This is a genomic window from Streptomyces sp. NPDC086080, assembly GCF_044540255.1.
Lineage (GTDB): Bacteria > Actinomycetota > Actinomycetes > Streptomycetales > Streptomycetaceae > Streptomyces.
On record NZ_JBITRU010000052.1, the window covers coordinates 1 to 18,479 of the forward strand.

The 18,479-nt window shown below is 70.0% G+C and carries 18 protein-coding genes; 9 read left to right on the top strand and 9 right to left on the bottom strand.

Annotation, left to right across the window (positions count from 1 at the left end):
* Positions 1–256: 256 nt before the first annotated feature.
* From ACIF9R_RS35325 to ACIF9R_RS35345, 5 genes are all read left to right on the top strand, one after another.
* Positions 257–898, top strand: coding sequence for a hypothetical protein (locus ACIF9R_RS35325; RefSeq protein ID WP_399986733.1), 642 nt, complete (start codon positions 257–259; stop codon positions 896–898).
* A gap of 26 nt (positions 899–924) precedes the next feature.
* Positions 925–1,101 (top strand): hypothetical protein, encoded by a 177-nt coding sequence (locus ACIF9R_RS35330; protein ID WP_399986735.1) that lies wholly within the window; start codon positions 925–927, stop codon positions 1,099–1,101.
* Positions 1,102–1,270: 169 nt separating this feature from the next.
* Positions 1,271–1,645 (top strand): BlaI/MecI/CopY family transcriptional regulator, encoded by a 375-nt coding sequence (locus ACIF9R_RS35335; protein ID WP_399986794.1) that lies wholly within the window; start codon positions 1,271–1,273, stop codon positions 1,643–1,645.
* Positions 1,646–1,654: 9 nt separating this feature from the next.
* The gene (locus ACIF9R_RS35340) at positions 1,655–2,188 is read left to right on the top strand and encodes an amino-acid N-acetyltransferase (RefSeq protein WP_399986737.1); all 534 of its coding nucleotides are present in this window, start codon (positions 1,655–1,657) and stop codon (positions 2,186–2,188) included.
* A 232-nt stretch (positions 2,189–2,420) separates the two neighbouring features.
* The gene (locus ACIF9R_RS35345) at positions 2,421–2,756 is read left to right on the top strand and encodes an Lsr2 family protein (RefSeq protein WP_004985012.1); all 336 of its coding nucleotides are present in this window, start codon (positions 2,421–2,423) and stop codon (positions 2,754–2,756) included.
* Here the strand turns inward: ACIF9R_RS35345 and ACIF9R_RS35350 are convergent.
* Positions 2,735–3,469 carry an SCO3374 family protein gene (locus ACIF9R_RS35350; protein WP_399986739.1) on the bottom strand — a complete coding sequence of 245 codons (735 nt, stop codon included), beginning with the start codon at positions 3,467–3,469 and terminating at the stop codon, positions 2,735–2,737. The genes ACIF9R_RS35345 and ACIF9R_RS35350 overlap by 22 nt on opposite strands.
* 432 nt (positions 3,470–3,901) lie before the next feature.
* Here ACIF9R_RS35350 and ACIF9R_RS35355 point away from each other — a divergent pair, with 432 nt between their 5' ends.
* On the top strand, positions 3,902–6,427 hold the full coding sequence (locus ACIF9R_RS35355; protein ID WP_399986741.1) for an ATP-dependent Clp protease ATP-binding subunit: 2,526 nt from the start codon (positions 3,902–3,904) through the stop codon (positions 6,425–6,427).
* Between the two features lie 92 nt (positions 6,428–6,519).
* On the opposite strand, the gene ACIF9R_RS35360 is transcribed toward ACIF9R_RS35355, so the two are convergent.
* On the bottom strand, positions 6,520–7,161 hold the full coding sequence (locus ACIF9R_RS35360; RefSeq protein WP_399986743.1) for an HAD family acid phosphatase: 642 nt from the start codon (positions 7,159–7,161) through the stop codon (positions 6,520–6,522).
* A gap of 440 nt (positions 7,162–7,601) precedes the next feature.
* Here ACIF9R_RS35360 and ACIF9R_RS35365 point away from each other — a divergent pair, with 440 nt between their 5' ends.
* Positions 7,602–8,384, top strand: coding sequence for a M23 family metallopeptidase (locus ACIF9R_RS35365; RefSeq protein ID WP_399986745.1), 783 nt, complete (start codon positions 7,602–7,604; stop codon positions 8,382–8,384).
* A gap of 18 nt (positions 8,385–8,402) precedes the next feature.
* Here the strand turns inward: ACIF9R_RS35365 and ACIF9R_RS35370 are convergent, their stop codons facing one another.
* Complete coding sequence (locus ACIF9R_RS35370) at positions 8,403–8,999, bottom strand: TetR/AcrR family transcriptional regulator (protein ID WP_399986747.1); 597 nt, start codon at positions 8,997–8,999, stop codon at positions 8,403–8,405.
* Positions 9,000–9,137: 138 nt separating this feature from the next.
* Between ACIF9R_RS35370 and ACIF9R_RS35375 the strand changes: the two genes are divergently transcribed.
* Entirely contained in the window at positions 9,138–10,748 is a 1,611-nt protein-coding gene (locus ACIF9R_RS35375) for an MDR family MFS transporter (RefSeq protein WP_399986749.1), read from the top strand.
* Between the two features lie 85 nt (positions 10,749–10,833).
* On the opposite strand, the gene cseC is transcribed toward ACIF9R_RS35375, so the two are convergent.
* The 5 genes from cseC to ACIF9R_RS35400 form a co-directional block, all read right to left on the bottom strand.
* Positions 10,834–12,174 (bottom strand): two-component system sensor histidine kinase CseC, encoded by a 1,341-nt coding sequence (gene cseC / locus ACIF9R_RS35380; protein WP_399986751.1) that lies wholly within the window; start codon positions 12,172–12,174, stop codon positions 10,834–10,836.
* An 8-nt stretch (positions 12,175–12,182) separates the two neighbouring features.
* Positions 12,183–12,881, bottom strand: coding sequence for a two-component system response regulator CseB (gene cseB / locus ACIF9R_RS35385; protein WP_399986753.1), 699 nt, complete (start codon positions 12,879–12,881; stop codon positions 12,183–12,185).
* Positions 12,882–13,048: 167 nt separating this feature from the next.
* On the bottom strand, positions 13,049–13,699 hold the full coding sequence (locus tag ACIF9R_RS35390; RefSeq protein ID WP_399986755.1) for a hypothetical protein: 651 nt from the start codon (positions 13,697–13,699) through the stop codon (positions 13,049–13,051).
* Positions 13,687–14,226, bottom strand: a complete 540-nt coding sequence (locus ACIF9R_RS35395; RefSeq protein WP_399986757.1) for a SigE family RNA polymerase sigma factor — start codon at positions 14,224–14,226, stop codon at positions 13,687–13,689. Before ACIF9R_RS35395 ends, ACIF9R_RS35390 begins: the two co-directional genes overlap by 13 nt.
* A gap of 400 nt (positions 14,227–14,626) precedes the next feature.
* Positions 14,627–15,562 (bottom strand): A/G-specific adenine glycosylase, encoded by a 936-nt coding sequence (locus ACIF9R_RS35400; protein WP_399986759.1) that lies wholly within the window; start codon positions 15,560–15,562, stop codon positions 14,627–14,629.
* Positions 15,563–16,356: 794 nt separating this feature from the next.
* Between ACIF9R_RS35400 and ACIF9R_RS35405 the strand changes: the two genes are divergently transcribed.
* Positions 16,357–17,250: a hypothetical protein gene (locus ACIF9R_RS35405; protein WP_399986761.1), complete on the top strand. Its 894-nt coding sequence runs from the start codon at positions 16,357–16,359 to the stop codon at positions 17,248–17,250.
* 92 nt (positions 17,251–17,342) lie between these two features.
* Here the strand turns inward: ACIF9R_RS35405 and disA are convergent, their stop codons facing one another.
* The gene (gene disA, locus ACIF9R_RS35410; protein WP_399986763.1) at positions 17,343–18,467 is read right to left on the bottom strand and encodes a DNA integrity scanning diadenylate cyclase DisA; all 1,125 of its coding nucleotides are present in this window, start codon (positions 18,465–18,467) and stop codon (positions 17,343–17,345) included.
* Positions 18,468–18,479: the final 12 nt, after the last annotated feature.

An 18,479-nucleotide genomic window follows, 5' to 3' on the forward strand; every position in this document is an offset into this window, starting at 1 on the left:
CATGGGACCTGCACCCCCGCCGGGCAGGCGCCCGCGCCGCAGGCATGGGACCTGCACCCCCGCCGGGCAGGCGCCCGCGCCGCAGGCATGGGACCTGCACCCCCGCCGGGCAGGCGCCCGCGCCGCAGGCATGGGACCCGCACCCCCGCCGAACCCGCACCCCCGCCACGGGTCCCCACATCCACCCGGGTGGCACTCCGCGCCACACCACAACCCCATACGCGTTGTTTGTCTGATTAGCGCGTATTGTCGCATCATGCCCACGCCCTACGGATCCCGCGGCGGCATGGCGTTCGGCGCGGAGGAGCTGCGCGTACTCCGCCGCGCCCTCGCCCTCGCCCTGCACCTCGCCCCCGCCACGGCCGACGACGTCCAGGACTGCCTCAGCCTCGCCGACTCCCTCGACGAGGCGACGCGGGAGAGCGTCCGGCTGCGCGCCTTCCTCCTGGCCGACCTAGGCCGGTACCGAGCGGCCCTCCCCGGCACCACCGCCGGTTATCTCACGCTCCTGGAGGAGGGGCTGGGCGCCGATTACCGCCCCTGCCTCGACGATCTGGCCGCCCTCCGTGCCCTGCGCGGCAACCCCACCGCCGCCGCCCTCCTGCGCCGCTGCGAACGCACGCGCCTCACCGCCCTCCCCGGGGGCCGGGCAGCCACCGTCAAGGATCAGGACAAGGGCCAAGACCAGGGCCAGGACAAGGACAAGGACCAGGGCAAGCCCGCGGAGAAGCCCTCGACGCCTCGTCCCGCACCGAACCCCACCCCCACCCCCACCCCCACCCCCACCCCCACCCCCACCCCCAAGCCCACCCGTCGCCCCGTCCCCACCCCCGGCGAGGTGTTCCCCCGCCGTAAACCGGCCACGCCCCCGCCCGGCCAGCACCTGGCCGCAGGCTGACGGCCTCCCCTGGCTACCCTGGAGCCATGGACTACGTCTCCGCGCTCCTCCCCCCGACGGTCATGGCCATCCTCTTCATCGGCGTCATCCGAGTGATCGTGAAGACACAGGGCGGCGCCAACAAGGCCAAGGAGGACGCCGTCGTGGACGCGGCCCTCGCAAGGGCCGAGGGCACCGGGTCCTCCCCCAAGGCCGAGGCCTGACACCGGCACCACCGCACCCCCCACCCCCCTCAAGGGCGTACGACCCCGAACCCGTACGCCCTTTTACGCATGTTTGCCCGGGTCGGTCCCGCCCGGCATGCCCTTGTCAGGGTCTCCCACTATTGTTCGAGTTGTGCCTCGCCCACTGGGAGAACTCGAAGACACGGTCATGACGCGGGTGTGGAAGTGGAACCGCCCGGTGACCGTTCGGGAAGTCCTGGAAGATCTGCAGAAGGAACGGTCCATCGCGTACACCACGGTGATGACCGTTCTGGACAATCTCCATCAGAAGGGCTGGGTGCGCCGAGAGGTCGAAGGCCGGGCCTATCGATATGAGGCGGTCTCCACTCGCGCCGCCTACGCCGCGGCGCTGATGAACGAAGCGTGGTCGCAGAGCGACAACCCGGCGGCCGCTCTCGTCGCCTTCTTCGGCATGATGAGCGAGGAACAGCGCCAGGCTCTCACCGACGCGGTACGGATCGTCCAGCTCCCGGAAACCACCGACGAGAACCCCGGCTCCGCCGAGGACCGCGGCGGACGATAGCGTCCGCTCATGTCAGCAGACAGCCCCGAAGTCACCGCAAATGCCCTCACGGTCCGGCGGGCCCGTACCAGCGATGTGGGGGCCGTACGCCGTCTCCTTGACGTGTACGTCCGCGGGAGCATCCTGCTCGACAAAGCGACCGTGACGCTTTACGAGGACATCCAGGAGTTCTGGGTCGCGGAACGGGACGACAACGCGGAGGTGGTCGGCTGCGGCGCCCTGCACGTGATGTGGGAAGACCTCGCGGAAGTCCGCACTCTCGCCGTGAAGCCGGGCCTGAAGGGCGCCGGCGTCGGACACCGGTTGCTGGAGAAGTTGCTGGAGACGGCCCGCTGGCTCGGTGTTCGGCGGGTATTCTGCCTGACCTTCGAAGTGGACTTCTTCAGCAAGCACGGCTTCGTGGAGATCGGTGAGACACCCGTCGACACCGATGTGTACGCGGAGCTGCTGCGTTCCTATGACGAGGGCGTCGCGGAGTTCCTCGGTCTCGAACGCGTGAAACCGAACACCCTGGGCAACAGCCGGATGCTTCTGCATCTGTGATCGCGGGTCGATTCCGCACGGCACCCCTTGCCCCGGTGCCCTATGTCCGAAACGCGCACGTTTCCGTACCCGCTGCGGGCATCGGGTCTCTGCCAGGGGTTTGTGTTTTTACGGCAAAAGCGGTTTGCTTTCCGGAGTACTGCAGTACTGCGGTACTGCATATAACAAGGGGCGGCGATACGGCGGACGCCGGCACACCCCGGCCCTCAAGTTATCGATGAAAGGAAATCCGGTGGCACAGAAGGTTCAGGTCCTTCTTGTCGATGACCTCGACGGCGGCGAGGCGGACGAGACCGTGACGTTCGCGTTGGACGGCAAGACGTACGAGATCGATCTCACCACTGCCAATGCGGACAAGCTCCGTGGCCTTCTCGAGCCTTACGTGAAGGGTGGCCGTCGCACCGGAGGCCGTGCTGCGGGCGGGCGTGGAAAGGCACGTGCTTCTTCGGGCGGCAGCCAGGACACCGCGGCCATCCGCGCGTGGGCGAAGGAGAACGGTTACGAGGTCAACGACCGTGGCCGCGTTCCGGCGTCCATTCGCGAGGCCTACGAAAAGGCCAACGGCTGACCGTCGGTCCGCACGGCGGCGGCCGCACGCGCGCGCCGCAGCCGCACCCGGTGGATGTGTGTCGCCACCGTGTTCACCAGCCGCACGAGATCCGGGGGGCCGGCACCGTCCCCCCTGACACCCCTCGTGCCCATCGCCGACAGCGTCGGCAGCGAGGCCTCGGCCTCGAGTCCCGGCTCGGGGGGCCGCAGCCACACGGCGGCCCCCTGCGAACTGCACAGCGCGCCAGAGACCGCGCCAGGGGCCGCGACGGAGCAGGCGGGAACGGGGCAGGGAGCCTCCAGAAGCCCGCCGCTCCCGATGGCCCTCAGGTCCAGCTCCAGCGATGCGCCCCAGTCCAGCCACTCCAGCAGTCCCGGCAGCTCCTCCGCGCTGCCCGGGGCCACCAGCAGCCGCATCCGGCCGCCGGACAGAGCCACCGGGAAGCCCTGTCCGAAGCGCTCCCGGTGTTCCGGCGGTCCCAGGCCCCCCGGAGGCCCGGAGGGCTCCAGGGGCCCCCGGCGCCCCAGGTGCTCCAGATGCTCCAGCGTCGCGTACCCGGCCTCGGCGGGCACGTCGAGGACGTCGAACAGCACCCCCACCGCCAGCCGCACCGGAGTTCCGGGCACCGTGGGCCAGCCCAGCACGTTCTCGTACCAGAGTCCGATGCCGTCGTGACTCGGCGTGAGCGGCCGACGGGGAGGCGGGACGCCGGCGGAGAGGATGCCACCCATGCCCCGCGCAACCGCACGAAGGCGGGGAAGGTTACGCTGGGTGTGTGCGTGCATACGCAGAGCGTCGAACAGGGGGGCGCGTGGGGGTGAGGGGAGGCGCAAGGTTGTTCGCCCGTAGCGGAGGGATGCCGTGCACTCGGCATGGACTGTCCGTAGCAGCGGGTAAGACATCCCTAGTGAGAGGGGACGACACGCAGGGCGGCACGTCTTCCGTTCGCCACGGGCGTACTGGCGATGAGGGTAACTGCCTGGCCTGCGGGAACATCGTCTCGCACCATCGGGTTGGAGGAGATGTCGGCGTGAGCGGGGTCAGGAGGCCATCGACGGTGTCGGCAGTTGGAATGAGCGGTCCCCGCTTGCGGGACTAAGCTGCGGAAGGACAGGGAGGGGAAGTTCCCCCCACTGCCTGACCGCTCTGAGGAGCGATTAACGATGTTCGAGAGGTTCACCGACCGCGCGCGGCGGGTTGTCGTCCTGGCTCAGGAAGAAGCCCGGATGCTCAACCACAACTACATCGGCACCGAGCACATCCTCCTGGGCCTGATCCACGAGGGTGAGGGTGTCGCCGCCAAGGCCCTTGAGAGCCTCGGGATTTCGCTCGAGGCGGTCCGCCAGCAGGTGGAGGAGATCATCGGGCAGGGCCAGCAGGCCCCGTCGGGTCACATTCCCTTCACCCCCCGTGCCAAGAAGGTCCTGGAGCTGTCGCTCCGCGAGGCCCTTCAGCTGGGCCACAACTACATCGGCACGGAGCACATCCTGCTCGGCCTGATCCGTGAGGGCGAGGGCGTCGCCGCCCAGGTCCTGGTCAAGCTGGGCGCCGATCTGAACCGGGTGCGGCAGCAGGTGATCCAGCTGCTCTCCGGCTACCAGGGCAAGGAGACCGCCACGGCCGGCGGTCCTGCCGAGGGCACCCCCTCCACGTCCCTGGTCCTCGACCAGTTCGGCCGGAACCTCACCCAGGCCGCTCGTGAGTCCAAGCTCGACCCGGTCATCGGGCGCGAGAAGGAGATCGAGCGGGTCATGCAGGTGCTGTCCCGCCGTACCAAGAACAACCCGGTGCTGATCGGTGAGCCCGGCGTCGGCAAGACCGCCGTCGTCGAGGGTCTGGCCCAGGCCATCGTCAAGGGCGAGGTGCCCGAGACCCTGAAGGACAAGCACCTCTACACCCTGGACCTCGGTGCCCTGGTCGCCGGCTCCCGCTACCGCGGTGACTTCGAGGAGCGCCTGAAGAAGGTCCTCAAGGAGATCCGCACCCGCGGCGACATCATCCTGTTCATCGACGAGCTGCACACGCTGGTCGGTGCGGGTGCCGCCGAGGGCGCCATCGACGCCGCCTCCATCCTGAAGCCGATGCTGGCCCGCGGTGAGCTGCAGACCATCGGTGCGACGACGCTGGACGAGTACCGCAAGCACCTGGAGAAGGACGCGGCCCTCGAGCGCCGCTTCCAGCCGATCCAGGTCGCCGAGCCGTCCCTGCCGCACACCATCGAGATCCTCAAGGGCCTCCGGGACCGCTACGAGGCGCACCACCGCGTCTCCATCACGGACGAGGCCCTCGTCCAGGCGGCGACCCTCGCCGACCGCTACATCTCGGATCGCTTCCTGCCGGACAAGGCGATCGACCTGATCGACGAGGCCGGGTCGCGGATGCGCATCCGCCGGATGACCGCGCCGCCGGACCTGCGCGAGTTCGACGAGAAGATCGCCGGGGTCCGCCGGGACAAGGAGTCCGCGATCGACTCGCAGGACTTCGAGAAGGCCGCCTCCCTGCGCGACAAGGAGAAGCAGCTCCTCGCCGCCAAGGCGAAGCGGGAGAAGGAGTGGAAGGCCGGCGACATGGATGTCGTCGCGGAGGTCGACGGCGACCTGATCGCCGAGGTCCTCGCGACGGCGACCGGCATCCCGGTCTTCAAGCTCACGGAGGAGGAGTCGTCCCGCCTGCTGCGCATGGAGGACGAGCTCCACAAGCGGGTCATCGGCCAGAAGGACGCCGTCAAGGCGCTGTCCAAGGCGATCCGCCGTACCCGTGCCGGCCTGAAGGACCCGAAGCGCCCCGGTGGCTCGTTCATCTTCGCCGGCCCGTCCGGTGTCGGTAAGACCGAGCTGTCCAAGGCGCTCGCCGAGTTCCTCTTCGGCGACGAGGACGCGCTGATCTCCCTCGACATGTCGGAGTTCAGCGAGAAGCACACGGTCTCGCGTCTCTTCGGATCGCCCCCCGGTTACGTGGGCTACGAGGAGGGCGGTCAGCTGACGGAGAAGGTGCGCCGCAAGCCGTTCTCGGTCGTCCTCTTCGACGAGGTCGAGAAGGCCCACCCGGACATCTTCAACTCGCTGCTGCAGATCCTGGAAGACGGTCGTCTGACCGACTCCCAGGGCCGGGTCGTGGACTTCAAGAACACGGTCATCATCATGACGACCAACCTCGGCACCCGGGACATCTCCAAGGGCTTCAACCTGGGCTTCGCCGCCGCGGGTGACACGAAGACCAACTACGAGCGCATGAAGAACAAGGTCCAGGACGAGCTCAAGCAGCACTTCCGGCCCGAGTTCCTCAACCGTGTCGACGACGTGGTGGTCTTCCCGCAGCTCACGCAGGACGACATCCTGAAGATCGTCGACCTGATGATCGAGAAGGTGGACGAGCGCCTGAAGGACCGGGACATGGGCATCGAACTGTCCCAGCCCGCCAAGGAGCTGCTGTCCAAGAGGGGCTACGACCCCGTCCTGGGCGCCCGGCCGCTGCGCCGGACGATCCAGCGGGAGATCGAGGACTCGCTGTCGGAGAAGATCCTCTTCGGTGAGCTGCGTCCCGGTCACATCGTGGTCGTGGACACGGAGGGCGAGGGCGAGTCCGCGACCTTCACCTTCCGCGGCGAGGAGAAGTCGGCCCTGCCCGACGTCCCGCCGATCGAGCAGGCCGCGGGCGGAGCCGGCCCGAACCTGAGCAAGGACGCATAGCCGCCGCGTCCGGCTCGAACGAACAAAGGGGACTGCCCCGGGACCGAGTCCCGGGGCAGTCCCCTTTGGCCTGTGTCCTGGCAGCGGGCGGATCAGGAGAGCTGACCGTCGTAGTCCGGCAGCTTGAAGGTCTTCTCGGCGTGCCCGCCCGACAGGTCGGTGGGGCTGTTGCCGATGTTGGCGATGATCGTGTAGCCCTTGCGCTCGATGGCGACGCGCTGGGCCGTCTTGTAGTCGGCGACGTTCTTGAACAGGTCGAGGAAGCCGCGGACGTACAGGCCGGAGGACTCGTAGCCGGCCCGGTCGAGGTTCCACTCGGTGGGTGCGTAGATGATGCCGGGGCGGGCGGTGACGAAGAACAGGTCGACACCGCGTTCCTCGGCGTACTGGGCGACCTCCAGGACCGGTTCGTTGGCCGGCTGCGGGAAGCTGAAGCCGAAGTCGGTCTCCAGGGCGGTGTTGTCGATGTCCAGGACGATGGCCTGCTTCTCACCCGGCCCGGCGTCCGCGATCCGTTGCCTCACATAGGGCAGGGCCTGGTCCATGACCGCCCGGCAGTCCCGCTGCCAGGTCTCGTAGTCGACGTCTTCCGCGGCGGTGGCCACGGCCGCGGTGACGGCCGTGGGGGAGCCTGAGGGCGGTGCGGCTCCGGCCGGTGCGGCCAGGGCCATCAGCGCGGTCGCGGAGACGGCGGTCACCGATACGCGGCGCAACCAGGGGCGTCGGCTTCTCATCTCGTGGGGGTCCTCTCACGTCCGTGACGCTGCCAACATGGCGTGTACATGCTCGTGTGCGAGGGTGACGCGAGGTGAACCGTAGGGTTACCGGACGGTAGGCGCCTAGAGGTCTGCGCCACATTTCTGATGCGGCGTGAGCCGCGCCCCGGTGACATGCTGCACAGGCGCGATGTCCGGTACTAGCCGGAATAGTGGGAAAGCGGCAAAAGCGGAAGCGGATATTTCGGGCGAATCCGTGATCGAGCCCCTTGAAATGGCGGTTTCAGCCCAAAGAGAAGCGTCTGTCAAGAGATCTGCATCTCACGCCCGGACTACTACAAAAAGTCGTAGATCACACCTTTGCGGCTTTTCGGGCGGAAGGGTTACCACTGAACAGCCACCACGGCGCGGTCTCGTGTGCCGGGTGGTTTCACTGTCCCCTTCTCGATGAGGTTGAGATGACCCAGCGCGTCACGTCCCGCTTCTCCCGTACGTCCCTGATCCGCAGCCGTGCGGCCGTGCTGGCCGCCGGAATGGGGGCCTCGGTCGCACTGGGGGCCGGGGTCGCGGCCGCTGCCGACACCACGGCCGCGTCGAGTGCCGCCGGTGCGATTCAGGCGCAGGCCGCCGCCCAGGCCGAGGCCGCGAAGGTGCAGGCAGCCGCCCAGGCCAAGGCCGCCGAGGTCAAGGCCGTCAAGGCCGAGAAGGCCGCCGAGGCGAAGAAGGCCGCTGCCGAGAAGGCCGCCGAGGCGAAGAAGGCCGCCGCCGAGAAGGCCGCCAAGGCGAAGAAGGCGGCGCAGGCCGCCGCCAAGAAGAAGGCCGCGTCCTGGATCGACCCGGTGAAGAGCTACAAGCTCTCCGCCGGCTACGCCCAGAGCGGCGGCATGTGGGCCTCGAAGCACTCCGGCCAGGACTACGCCGTCCCGACCGGCACCCCCGTCGTCGCCGTCCACGGCGGCACCGTCGTCAAGTCCGGCGGCAACGGCGCCGGTGACGGCCCCGCGTACGGCAACGCCGTCGTCATCAAGCACGGCAACGGCACGTACTCCCAGTACGCCCACCTGTCCTCGGTGAACGTGAAGGCCGGCCAGGTCGTCAAGACCGGCCAGAAGATCGCCCTGTCCGGCAACACCGGCAACTCCAGCGGCCCCCACCTGCACTTCGAGATCCGCACCAGCCCGAACTACGGCACCGCCGTGGACCCGGCGAAGTTCCTGCGCGCCCAGGGCGTGCAGTTCTGACCCGGGCGCGGTACGGCCCTATGCGCCCCCGGAGCCCCGGTGGGCCTGGGTGACCAGATCGACGGCGACCTCGAGGACGGCCTTGCGCCTCTCCTCGGGGTCGCTTTCGACGTCCTGCAGGACGTGCATCCCCGCGTGCATGGTGAAGAGGGCGCTCGCGCAGCGCACCTGGTCGACCAGATCGGCGTCCGGGTCGATGAGGATGTCCCGCAGCCCGAGCATGCGGGTCTTGAACATCTCGCCGATGCGCAGCTCGCGCACCGTCGCCTGGTTCTCCTGCATGAAGCGGAAGAGCGGGGCGGCGCCCGCCAGCTCCTCGCTGTAGCGGTGGAGGATCTCCCGCTTGGTCTCCAGGCCGTGCGGCTGTTCCCGCCCCCAGGCGATCAGCTCCTCCAGGGGCCGGGAGAGATCCTCGAAGATGCTGACGAGGATCTCTTCCTTCGTCTTGAAGTGGTAGTAGAGCGCCGCCTTGGTGACGTCGAGGTGCTCGGCGATCTCCCGCAGTGAGGTCTTCTCGTAGCCCTGTTCGGCGAAGAGTTCGAGCGCGACGTCCTGGATGCGCTGGCGGGTGTTCCCGCGGCGCCGCTGTCTGGTGCCGTCCATGGTGCCGCCCATCCTCCTGCTCGACCCGCCCTTGTCGAAAACTTACTTGACGCCCGGCTAGTTGCGTGACTAGCTTCCCAGTGTAGTGAACTGGCCGGGCGGCAAGTAAGTAGAGGTGGCCACGCGACGGTGGCCGGGGGAGTGAGAACCATGGCGGACACGCCTGCGGCGGAGACCGCGGACACACCGGCGGCGGGGGCCGCCGAGAAGGACGGCGGCAAACAGCCGCGCAGCGTGCGGGTGGTCCTGCTCGCACTCATGATCGCGATGATGCTCGCGATGCTCGACAACATGATCATCGGCACGGCGATGCCGACGATCGTGGGCGAGCTGGGCGGACTGGAACACCTGGCCTGGGTGGTCACCGCCTACACGCTCGCGACCGCGGCCTCCACCCCGGTCTGGGGCAAGCTCGGCGACATGTACGGGCGCAAGGCCACGTTCATGACCTCCATCGTGATCTTCCTGATCGGCTCCGCGCTCAGCGGCATGGCGCAGAACATGGGCGAGCTGATCGGCTTCCGCGCGGTGCAGGGCCTGGGCGCCGGTGGCCTGATGGTCGGCGTCATGGCGATCATCGGCGACCTCATCCCGCCCCGTGAGCGCGGCAAGTACCAGGGCATGATGGCCGCGGTGATGGCGCTGGCCATGATCGGCGGACCCCTGGTCGGCGGCACCATCACCGACAACTGGGGCTGGCGCTGGGCCTTCTACATCAACCTGCCGCTCGGCGCGGTCGCGCTGGCGGCCGTGGCCGTCGTACTGCACCTGCCGAAGAAGCGGGCCAAGGCCGGCATCGACTACCTCGGAGTCGTGCTGCTGACGGTGGGCATCACCGCCGTCGTCCTGGTCACCACCTGGGGCGGTACGGAGTACGCCTGGAGCTCGGCGCGGATCATGGAGCTGATCGGCCTCGGGGTCGCCTCGCTCGTCGGCTTCGTGTTCTGGCAGACCAGGGCCGCCGAACCGGTGCTGCCGCTGCACATCTTCCGCAGCCGCAACTTCACCCTGATGTCCGTCATCGGTTTCCTCGTCGGCTTCGTGATGTTCGGCGCGACGCTCTTCCTGCCGCTCTACCAGCAGGCCGTGCAGGGCGCCTCCGCCACCAACTCCGGTCTGCTGCTCCTGCCGATGCTCGGCGCGATGCTGGTCACCTCGATGGTCGCGGGCCGGGTGACCACCAACACCGGCCGCTACAAGGTCTTCCCTGTCGTCGGCAGCGCGCTGATGATCGTCGGCCTGTACCTGCTGTCCACGATGGACACCGGGACCTCCCGCCTCACCTCCGGTGTCTTCATGGCCGTGGTCGGTCTGGGCATGGGCTGTCTGATGCAGATCACCATGCTGGTCGCGCAGAACAGCGTGGAGATGAAGGACATGGGCGTGGCGTCCTCGTCCACCACCCTGTTCCGCACCCTGGGCGCGTCCTTCGGCGTGGCCATCATGGGCGCGCTGTTCAACCACCGCGTCCAGGACGTCATGGCCGAGCGGGCCGGCACGACGGGCTCCAGGCTGACCGAGCAGTCCGCCCAGCTGGACGCCGAGAGCCTGGCCAAGCTGCCGGACGCGGCCCGGGAGGCCTACCAGCACGCGGTGTCCTCGGGCACCCACTCCGCTTTCCTGCTCGGTGCCGTGATCGCGGTCATCGCGCTGGCGGCGGCCGTGTTCGTCAAGGAGGTCCCCCTGAAGGGCGAGGGCCCCAAGAAGGGGAGCACCGACGACGGCGCCCCGGCAGCGGCGGCGGTGGCCGAGCCCGTCTGACAGGAGACCTTCCTCCTGGTACCGCACAGGCCCCCGGGCGGCGCACCCGCGCCCCCGGGGCCTGCCGCGTACCGCACCCTCCCGACTACGTCGGCAGGGGATAGGACCCGGTGACGGTCGGCGCGTGCTCCGGCAGCCACAGGACGGCGACCGCGCCCTCGGCGGGTACATCCGCCGGTGCCCCCGACGGCCGTACGTTGCGGAAGGTCAGCCGCGCGCCCAGTACCCGGGCCTGACCGGCCGCGATGGTCAGGCCCAGACCGTGACCGCGGCCGGCCCGGTCCGCGCTGCCGGTGCGGAAGCGGCTCGGCCCCTCGGCGAGCAGCCCTTCGGGGAAGCCGGGCCCGTGGTCGCGGACCCGGATGACCCGGCCCTCGACGGTGACCTCGATGGGCGGCCTGCCGTGCCGCGCGGCGTTGGTGAGCAGGTTGAACAGCACCCGCTCCAGTCGCCGGGGATCGGTGGTGACCTCCGACTCGTGCACCACGTGCACGGTGACGTCCGGATCCTTCGCGGCGACCCGCCGGGCGACGAACTCGCCGAGCAGGATGTCCTGCAGCTCCGCCCGCTCGGACGCGCTGTCCAGCCGGGCCACCTCCAGCACGTCCTCCACGAGGGTGCGCATCGCCTTCGCCCGGTCCAGCACCAGCTCGGTCGGCCGTCCGGGGGGCAGCAGCTCGGCCGCGGTCAGCAGACCGGTGACCGGGGTGCGCAGCTCGTGCGCGATGTCGGCGGTGACCCTGCGCTCGGCCTCCAGCCGCTGCTGAAGCGCGTCCGCCATGGCGTCCACCGCGCTGGCCAGGTCGTCGGTCTCGTCCCGCACCACCCCGCCGAGGGCCTCCCTCACCCGCACATGCGTCTCGCCCCTGGCGACCCGGTGGGCGGCGCCCGCCGCCTTGCGCAGCCGCCGCGACAGATGCCCGCCCACGAGCACGCCGAGTGCGCTGCCGCCGAGCACGACCGCGATGGAACCGATCACCAGGGCCTGGTCGAGGTCCTTCAGGATGTCCGAGCTGCGATCGGTGAAACCGGAGTGCAGGGACATCACATGCCCGTTCTTCAGCGGCACGGCCGCCCAGATGTCCGGCGCGCCGCTCCCGTCGGCCACATAGGTCGCCCGACGCCCCGCCTCGACCTTCTCCCGCAGTTCCTTCGGCAGCAGGGGATCATCGATCTTGGTGTTGGGGAAGTTCAGCCGCCCGGACAGCTCGTAGTTGCGCTGGGCGATCATGATGCGCTCGTCGGCCAGATCGCGCGCGTTGTCCAGCATCGACACCCGCGCGGCATTGTGCACCACCAGGCTCAGCACGAGCGCCACCAGCGCCCCGACCAAGGCGATGGCCGCACTGAGCTTCCACCTCAGCCCCGCATTGATACCCACCCGCTCGACGCACGCCGTCACCAGGCGCCGGAGATCCCCCCGCATCCGCTCGCTCAGGCCTTCAGTTTGTAGCCGAAGCCACGGACCGTCTCGATACGGTCCTGGCCGATCTTCGTACGCAGTCGCTGCACATGGACGTCGACGACCCGCGTGTCACCGCCCCAGCCGTACTCCCACACCCGCTCGAGCAGCTTGTCGCGGGAGAGCACGGTGCCCGGCACCGTGGAGAACTCCAGCAGCAGCCGCATCTCGGTGGGTGTCAGCGCCACCTGCTGCCCGGCTCTGCGCACCTCCATGCCCTCCGTATCGATCTCCAGCTCGCCGAAGGACAGCCTGCCCCCGTCGTCCGGTGACGCCTGATCCCCCCTGCCGCCCTCCGCCCGCCCGAAGCGGCGCAGCACCGCGCGGATCCGGGCCAGGAGTACGGCGCCGTCGAACGGCTTGGTCACGTAGTCGTCGGCGCCCGCCTCCAGCCCCAGGACCACGTCGATGGCGTCGGCCCGCGCGGACAGCATGATCACCGGCACCATCGACTCGTCCCGGATGCGCCGGCACAGGCTCACCCCGTCGAGCCCCGGCACCATGACGTCGAGGAGTGCGATGTCCGGCCGGTCGGATCGGAACGCCTCCAGGCCGGACAGCCCGTCGGGCATCGCGGTGACCGCGAAGCCGTCCCGCTCCAGGGCGAGCTGGGTGGCCTCGCGGATGACGTCGTCGTCCTCGACGAACAGGACATGGGTCTGGTCTGCCATCCCGGTGCTCTCAGTCCTCGTGTGATCCCGGGTCGGTGCGAGCACGATCCTCTCGGCCCACCCGGGGCGTTTTCTCGGCCCACCCCACGGGACGCGTGAGCCACGCGGAGGGTTCATCCCCTTCATCGGCTCAGCAGGCCCCGTTGGTTCACCACGTGAGCCATGTCTCAGCTGTCGGGCACCACTGAGGGCTGGGGGCCGGCCACCTGCCCGTAGTCGTTGTGCGTGCGGTACTCCTCGCCGAACCTGCCCGCCGCCCAGCGGTACGTGATCACGTTCTCGCCGGACGGATTCGACACCGGGTCGCCCCGGTCGTACACCTGCTTGGTCACCACGAGGTCGCCGCGGTCGATCTCCGCGTACACCGGAGGCTCCTCGGCGGTGAACACGTTCACATACGCGCCGCCCTGGTCGCGGTACACGTACGAGCCGACGCCCACCGCGTCCCCGCAGGTCAGCACGTTGACGACGACATCGTCGACGGCTCCTCCGGTGAGGTTCCCGTAGCTTACGTCCACGGGGTACTCGTCGGCGACGCACGGTTCGAGTTCCCGCTTGACCTGCGTGGAGACCGCCGGGTCCGCCATGACCAACCGGACGGCGTTCACCCGGTCCGGGGTCCGCGAGGGCGAGGCCACCGGCGCGGCCACGCCGGCCGTCGAGTCCGCGCGTGCCGGGCCCTCGTCCCGGGCTCCGGTGCCGCCCGTGCCGCAACCGCCGGCGGACAGCACGACGGCGGCGAACACGGCCGTCGCCGCGATCGCCGCCCGGGCGGTGGTCCGGGGCCGCGTGGGCCCCTCGCCGGTCAGGCCGCGCAACGCTCCCGCTCCTCACGCTCCAGCGCGCGTGCGTCCAGATCGCGGGCCTCCAGCTCCTGGCGGAGCCGGGCGAGCGCCCGGTGCAGCGTGCTCTTGACCGTTCCGGCCGACATGCCGAGGGCGGCGGCCGTCTCGTCCGTGGACATCTGCTCCCAGTGTCGCAGCACCACGACACTGCGCTGCTTCGGGGCGAGCACCCTCAGTACGTCCATCAGCAGGGCGCGGTCCGCGTGCTGCTCGGTGGCGTCGTCCACACAGGGCTCCGGGAGCTGCTCGGTGGGCACCTCCTCCAGCTTGCGGGCCCGCCACCACTCCGTCCGCGTATTGATCATGACCCGGCGCAGGTAGGCGTCGGCCAGCCGCTTGTCCACGATGGTCTCCCAGCGGCCGTACGTCCGGGCCAGCGCGGTCTGCAGCAGGTCCTGCGCGTCCACGGGGTCCGGGACCAGACGGCGGGCGCTGCGCAGCAGCGCGTCCTGCCGGGTGCGGACGTACTCCTCGAACTCGAGCACCTCGCCCTGCGCCATGGTGAACCGCCTTCCGCTCCCCGTTCCGGCCTGCTCACGCGAGCCGGCCGTACCGCCTGGGATCCCTGGGTCTCTCGTGCTCACGTCGAGCACGTGACTGAAGGTACGGAGGGGTTGTCACGGCACTGTCCGAAGAAGCCTGCGGGGAGCACGCGGCTGTCCGTCGGTTGTGTAACGAACGGAGGAAGGGGGTGAATCAGGGGGAGGATTGATGCGTTTATCGCGCGATATTGCCGATCGTGCCGTGGTGACGGGTGCGAGCGGACGGTGGATTCTGTCCGCCCATGGAACGGAGCGGGCGCGGGCATGGGGATCGCAAGCGGGCCCGGGCCCGGTCACCCCGGGGCCGCGGTGGTGGCCGGGGTCGTGGCACCGGGGTTGCGGCCGGGCCGGCCCGGGATCAGGTCAGCGGCAGCCGGTACAGGCCGCCCTGCATCGGTTCCACCAGCCCGTCGGCGACCAGGCCGTCCAGCGCGCGGGCGCGCTGCACCGGCTCGTGCCACACCCGGTCCAGTGCGGTCTGCGGCACCGGTTGGTGCGCCTCCCGCAGCACGGCCAGCAGGCGCCCGCGGACCTGACGGTCCGTACCCGCGTACGTCTGCCCGCGGCGCGGCGGACCGTCGTGGGCCGGCTTGCCCGCCTGCCGCCAGGCGCACTGCGCGGCGATCGGGCAGCGGTGACACGACTCGTTCTTCGCCGTGCACACCAGCGCGCCCAGCTCCATGGAGGCGGCGGCCCACCGCGCGGCGGTGGAGGGGTCCTCGGGCAACAGGGTCCGCGCGAGCCGGCGCTCGGCGGCGGTGGTGGCGTTCGGCGGGTACTGCGTACCGGTGACCGCGCGGGCGAACACCCGGCGGACATTGGTGTCCAGCACCGCGTGCCGCTGCCCGTAGGCGAACGACGCCACGGCCGCGGCGGTGTACTCGCCGATGCCGGGCAGCGCCAGCAACTGGGCGTGATCCGCCGGTACGTCACCGCCGTGCCGTTCCGTTATGGCGACGGCGGCACCGTGCAGCCGGAGCGCGCGACGCGGGTAACCGAGCCGGCCCCAGGCGCGGACGGCCTCGCCGGGCGATTCCGCCGCGAGGTCGGCGGGGCGTGGCCAACGGCCGAGCCACTGCTCGTAGACGGGCAGGACCCGGCTCACCGGGGTCTGCTGGAGCATGAACTCACTGATCATCACTCCCCACGCACCGGCCTCCGGGCGCCGCCACGGCAGGTCCCGGGCGTGCTCGTCGAACCAGTCGATGACGGGGGAGTGCAGCGGCTCACCGGGAGCACGCTCGGACGCGGAATCGGTGGTGCCGCCGTACGGGGGCTTCGTTGGAGCAGTCATGACCCCTCGATCCTGCCACGCCGAGCCCCGCCTCCGGGGGAAGCGCCACGGCCGGACGGGTAGGGGACACCCGCAAGAGCACTGCTCACGTCGAAGAGCACTGCCCGCATTCCGGAGCAACGGTCACCACGCAGAGCACTGCTCACACGGAACGGGGCGGGCAGTGCGCGAGAGCACCGCTCACCCTTGCGATCACTGTTCGCGCCCGAGAGCACCGCTCCTCCGCCGTGCGAGCACCGCTCACGGCCGAGAGCACCGCTCACGCGTGAGAGCACCGCTCGCGGCCGAGAGCACCGCTCTGCCCGCTCCACCCGCGCCTCGTTCCTCGGCCGGACGGTGCTGACGTCGAGCAACTCGGCACCCTCGCCGTCGAGTCCGGGCTGCCGGTTGCGTGGCGGTGAGGGGCAACCGCCGCTCAGGAGCTGCCGTCACGGATCCTCAACGGATGCTCGGACGGGAAGAGTTCGCGGACATCCGGCGCAGATGCGGAACCGCTCGGGCTGTGAGCCGCCATCGCCGTGGTCGGTGCCACCCTCGAAGCGGGCCCGCGCACCCAGGGGTTACGTATCCGAGCGGGCACAGCGCCGTAACGTCCGGGAGTACCAACCCCGTTGCGTCCGCGATCACGGACCGTAGGTGAGCTGTCGGAATGGTCACAGCCTGCGATCGCCGCGTGCCGTACCTGGCGAAAGTCAGCGGTCCAAGGCGGGTTCCGGAATGATGATCCGGAAAAGTTGTGAGCCGAGCGGCGGGTGGGACAAGCGAACGCGCCGATCTCTCGTAAGGTTTGCGCCGTGGGATCTCTGCGCAATCCGGTCGGGCCGCTACCCTCCACCATCTACTGGCGTCGGAGGGCCGTACTGCTGTCCATGTTGGCCCTGTTGGCGTTGTTGATCACCTGGGTCGTCATGTCCGGCGGCGGCGGCGGTGGGGGCGGCGGTGACAACGGGGCCAACGGCAAGAATCCCGCGCCGTCCATCACTCCGGGACCGTCGGGTTCGGGGCCGGCGATCAGCCAGGCGCCGGGCGGGCGCGACGAGTCGGGCGACGACGGTTCCGGTGGTTCGGGGTCGGGGTCGGGCGGGTCCGGTGGTTCTTCGTCGGGATCCGGTTCAGGGTCGGGGGACGACGGCGCGGGCGGTGACCCCGGGGACTCCGGTGGAGCCGGTGGAGCCGGCGGATCAGGCGGCGGTGCCGGGGGCAGCGCGGGTGGCGGGTCCGAGGGGGGTACGTCGGCCGGAGTCGGCGCCGGGGACGCCCTGCCGGCCGGGTCCGGGGGTACCCTGCCCAACTGTGCGGCGGGCGCGGTGAAGTTCAGCCTGCGCAGCTCCAGCAACACCTATGAGCCCGGGCAGACGCCCGCGTTCCTGCTCACCGCGCGGAACACCTCCGGCAGCGACTGCAAGGTCGATCTGGGTCCGGTCAATGCCGTGTTGACGGTCACGCCGGCCAGCGGCGACGACGCGTACTGGGCGTCGGACGACTGCCCCAAGGGGGCACGGAGCCTGCTGTTCCGGGTGCCGGCCGGGGAGAGCATCACCTACACGGTGAAGTGGGACCGCAAGGCGAGCGCACCGGAGTGCGCGACGCCGAAGGCGGGGGCGGCGAAGGCCGGGACATACCTGGTGGAGGCGAAGGCGCCGGGGTTCGAGAAGGTACGGACGTCGTTCGTGCTCGAGGCGGACTGAACCGGCTCGGCTGCGGGCGGTCGAGCCTCTCCCGGTGCCTCGACGGCCGAGGGTTCCCCGGACGTACTGCTGGAATACCGCTGGACCTACCGCTAGACGTACCGCTCGAGGATCGAGCTCTCCGCCAGCCGGGACAGGCCCTCGCGTACGCTGCGCGCCCGCGCCTCGCCGACGCCGTCCACCGTCTGGAGGTCGTCCACGCTGGCGGCGAGCAGCTTCTGCAGGCCGCCGAAGTGCTCCACCAGGCGGTCGATGATCGCGCCGGGCAGTCTCGGCACCTTGGCCAGCAGGCGGAAGCCGCGCGGTGAGACCGCCGAGTCGAGGGTCTCCGGGGAGCCGGTGTAGCCGAGGGCGCGGGCCACGGTCGACAGTTCCAGGAGTTCCGCGTGGGTGAGCACGTTGAGTTCGTGCAGGGCCTCGTCGACCGTGCGGGAGCGCTTGGCGGTGGGCTCGGGCACGTAGTCCCGTACGACCAGTTCGCGCTCCGGCTCCACACCCGCGATCAACTCGTCGAGCTGGAGGGCGAGGAGACGACCGTCGGTGCCCAGTTCGACCACGTATTCGGCGATTTCGGTGGCGATGCGGCGCACCATCTCCAGTCGCTGGGCGACCGCGGAGACGTCCCGGACGGTCACCAGGTCCTCGATCTCCAGCGCCGACAGGGTGCCGGCGACCTCGTCGAGGCGGAGCTTGTAGCGCTCCAGGGTGGCAAGCGCCTGGTTGGCGCGGGACAGGATCGCGGCGGAGTCCTCCAGGACCCGCCGGTGGCCGTCGACGTACAGCGCGATCAGGCGCATCGACTGCGACACCGAGACGACGGGGAAGCCGACCTGCTTGGAGACGCGGTCGGCGGTGCGGTGCCGGGTGCCGGTCTCCTCCGTGAGGATGGTGGGGTCCGGTACCAGCTGGACACCGGCTCGCAGGATCTTGGACAGGTCGGACGACAGGACGATGCCGCCGTCCAGCTTGCACAGTTCACGCAGCCGCGTCGCGGTGAACTCGACGTCCAGTACGAAACCGCCGCTGCACAGCGTCTCGACGGTCTTGTCGAAGCCCAGCACGATGAGACCGCCGGTGTTGCCGCGGAGTACGCGCTCCAGGCCGTCACGCAGGCTGGTGCCGGGTGCCACGGCGCTCAGCGAGGCGCGCATCAGGCCCTCGGAACCGGCGCTCCCGCCGGACTTTCCGGGAGCTCCTGCCCGGTCGATGGCTGCCACTGCACTCCTCCG

Coding starts and splice junctions, on each gene's coding strand:
- ACIF9R_RS35325 (WP_399986733.1), top strand. CDS start 257: ATGCCCACGCCCTACGGATCCCGCGGCGGCATGGCGTTCGGCGCGGAG.
- ACIF9R_RS35330 (WP_399986735.1), top strand. CDS start 925: ATGGACTACGTCTCCGCGCTCCTCCCCCCGACGGTCATGGCCATCCTC.
- ACIF9R_RS35335 (WP_399986794.1), top strand. CDS start 1,271: ATGACGCGGGTGTGGAAGTGGAACCGCCCGGTGACCGTTCGGGAAGTC.
- ACIF9R_RS35340 (WP_399986737.1), top strand. CDS start 1,655: ATGTCAGCAGACAGCCCCGAAGTCACCGCAAATGCCCTCACGGTCCGG.
- ACIF9R_RS35350 (WP_399986739.1), bottom strand. CDS start 3,469: ATGGGTGGCATCCTCTCCGCCGGCGTCCCGCCTCCCCGTCGGCCGCTC.
- ACIF9R_RS35355 (WP_399986741.1), top strand. CDS start 3,902: ATGTTCGAGAGGTTCACCGACCGCGCGCGGCGGGTTGTCGTCCTGGCT.
- ACIF9R_RS35360 (WP_399986743.1), bottom strand. CDS start 7,161: ATGAGAAGCCGACGCCCCTGGTTGCGCCGCGTATCGGTGACCGCCGTC.
- ACIF9R_RS35365 (WP_399986745.1), top strand. CDS start 7,602: ATGACCCAGCGCGTCACGTCCCGCTTCTCCCGTACGTCCCTGATCCGC.
- ACIF9R_RS35370 (WP_399986747.1), bottom strand. CDS start 8,999: ATGGGCGGCACCATGGACGGCACCAGACAGCGGCGCCGCGGGAACACC.
- ACIF9R_RS35375 (WP_399986749.1), top strand. CDS start 9,138: ATGGCGGACACGCCTGCGGCGGAGACCGCGGACACACCGGCGGCGGGG.
- cseC (WP_399986751.1), bottom strand. CDS start 12,174: ATGCGGGGGGATCTCCGGCGCCTGGTGACGGCGTGCGTCGAGCGGGTG.
- cseB (WP_399986753.1), bottom strand. CDS start 12,881: ATGGCAGACCAGACCCATGTCCTGTTCGTCGAGGACGACGACGTCATC.
- ACIF9R_RS35395 (WP_399986757.1), bottom strand. CDS start 14,226: ATGGCGCAGGGCGAGGTGCTCGAGTTCGAGGAGTACGTCCGCACCCGG.
- ACIF9R_RS35400 (WP_399986759.1), bottom strand. CDS start 15,562: ATGACTGCTCCAACGAAGCCCCCGTACGGCGGCACCACCGATTCCGCG.